Annotated in this window: 2 protein-coding genes; both read right to left on the minus strand. The window is 64.4% G+C overall.

The features are described 5' to 3' along the window. Window positions 1–51 precede the first annotated feature (51 nt). Complete coding sequence (tnpC, locus tag ACX12L_RS22890) at window positions 52–1,560, minus strand: IS66 family transposase (protein ID WP_459264565.1); 1,509 nt, start codon at window positions 1,558–1,560, stop codon at window positions 52–54. Between the two features lie 88 nt (window positions 1,561–1,648). After that, window positions 1,649–1,853: IS66 family insertion sequence element accessory protein TnpB (gene tnpB / locus ACX12L_RS22895; RefSeq protein WP_459264564.1), on the minus strand; the 205-nt coding region annotated here is incomplete at its 5' end.

Below are 1,853 nucleotides of genomic sequence, written 5' to 3' on the forward strand. Positions count from 1 at the left end.
GTAAGCGCGCGGCGATCCCATATTGACCTTTGCCGGCCACCCGGGTATCGCTCAAGCGCTCGAAGCCTGCCAGCGATGCGGTAGCAGCTCTTCCACCCGGCTGGCCCTGTGCGTGGGCAGCCGCGTGAGCACATCCCTGAGGTAGGCATAGGGGTCGTGCCCGTTCATCCGGGCTGACTGAACCAAGCTCATCACCGCCGCCGCACGCTGACCCGCGCGCAAGCTGCCGGCGAATAGCCAGTTGTTCCTGCCAATGGCAATCGGCCGGATCTGGTTCTCGATCCAGTTGTTGTCCACGGGCAGTTGCCCGTCATCGACGAAGCGCGTCAATGCAGTCCAGCGCCGCAGGCTGTAATCCAGTGCCCTGGCCGTGGCGGAGCTGTCCGGCAGCTTCTGCCGCTGCAATATCATCCACTGGTGCAGCGCATCGAGCACGGGCTTGGTGTGCTGCTGGCGAATGGCTTGACGCTGATCGGCGTTCAGTTCCTTAACCTCGCGCTCGATGTCGTAAACCTTGGCAAACTGCTCCAGCGCGAACCCGGCAAGCTGGCTTTTGTTGGCTGCATGCAGGTCGAAGAACTTGCGCCGCGCGTGCGCCAGGCAGCCAGCTTCCGTGATGCCATTGGCAAACCCTGCCTTGTAGCCAGCGAAGTCGTCGCAGACCAGCGCTCCCCTCCAGTCGCCCAGGAAGTTGCGCGCATGTTCGCCGGCCCTGGACTCGCAGAAGTCGTAGACCACGGCCTTCATATCTTCGAAGGCGCCTGGGGCGTAGGCCCAGAGGTAAGCCCGGTGCGTCGCTCCTTTGCCAGGCCGGAGCATCTGCACCGGCGTCTCGTCTGCGTGCAGCACACTGCAGCTGAGTATCTGGGCCTTGAGCGCATCGACCAGCGGCTGCAGCCGCACCCCGCAGGTGCCAACCCACTGCGCCAGAGTCGAGCGCGGAATGGCCAGACCGGCGCGGGCAAAGATGGTTTCCTGCCGGTACAACGGCAGGTGGTCGGCGTACTTGGCCACCAGCACCTGGGCCAGCAGGCCGCTGGTGGGAATGCCCTTGTCGATCACATGAGCAGCCACCGGCACTTGGGTGATGGTCTCGCACTGCGTGCAGGCCCACTTGCCACGGACGTGGCGCTCCACCGTGAACACGCCGGGAACATAGTCGAGCTTCTCGGCGACGTCTTCGCCAATGCGTTTCATCGCACAGCCACAGGTGCAGGTGGTGGAGTCGGGCTCGTGGCGGATCTCGCGCCGGGGCAGGTGGGCTGGCAGCGGCTGGCGTTTGGGTTGTTGTTTGACCTGGGGCCCAGCCGCTGGGGGCTGTAGTTGCTTGATCTCCAGGGATACCGCCGCCAGATCGGCCTCGATCTCGTCTTCGAGCAGGCTGCGCTGCTCGGCGTTGAAGCGCTCAGATTGCGCAGCGAACTTCATGCGCTTCAAAAGCGCGTTCTCGTGGGTGAGTTTGGCATTGAGCGCCTGGCTGTGGCGCAGCTCGGCCAGCAGCCGCCCGGTCATATCGCGCAGCTGCTGTGCGCTCAGATCATCCAGGGATTGCGGCTGCATCAACATGACAGGCAGTGTGCCAAGCAGGCGCCTTGGCTGGCATGCGCAGATTCACGGATTGCATGCTGGCAGGCATGCCGCGCAGACTTCAGACCATGGTGATGATGCCGGCGTCTCCCAGTCGTTGCCAGGGCAGACCCAGCACCAGGGCGTCGAGCTGGGCAGATTCCAACGGCCAATGGTCATTGCCGGGCGCCGGCCAAAGAAACGAGCCCTGGTGCAGGCGCCGAGCGGCCAGCCAGATGCCGATGCCGTCATGCACCAGCACCTTCATGCGGTTGGCACGCCGGTTG

The sequence above is a fragment of the Alicycliphilus sp. T452 genome (genome assembly GCF_054512775.1).

Excerpts from the sequence above, each read along its gene's own strand:
- tnpC (WP_459264565.1), bottom strand. The coding sequence starts at position 1,560 with ATGCAGCCGCAATCCCTGGATGATCTGAGCGCACAGCAGCTGCGCGAT.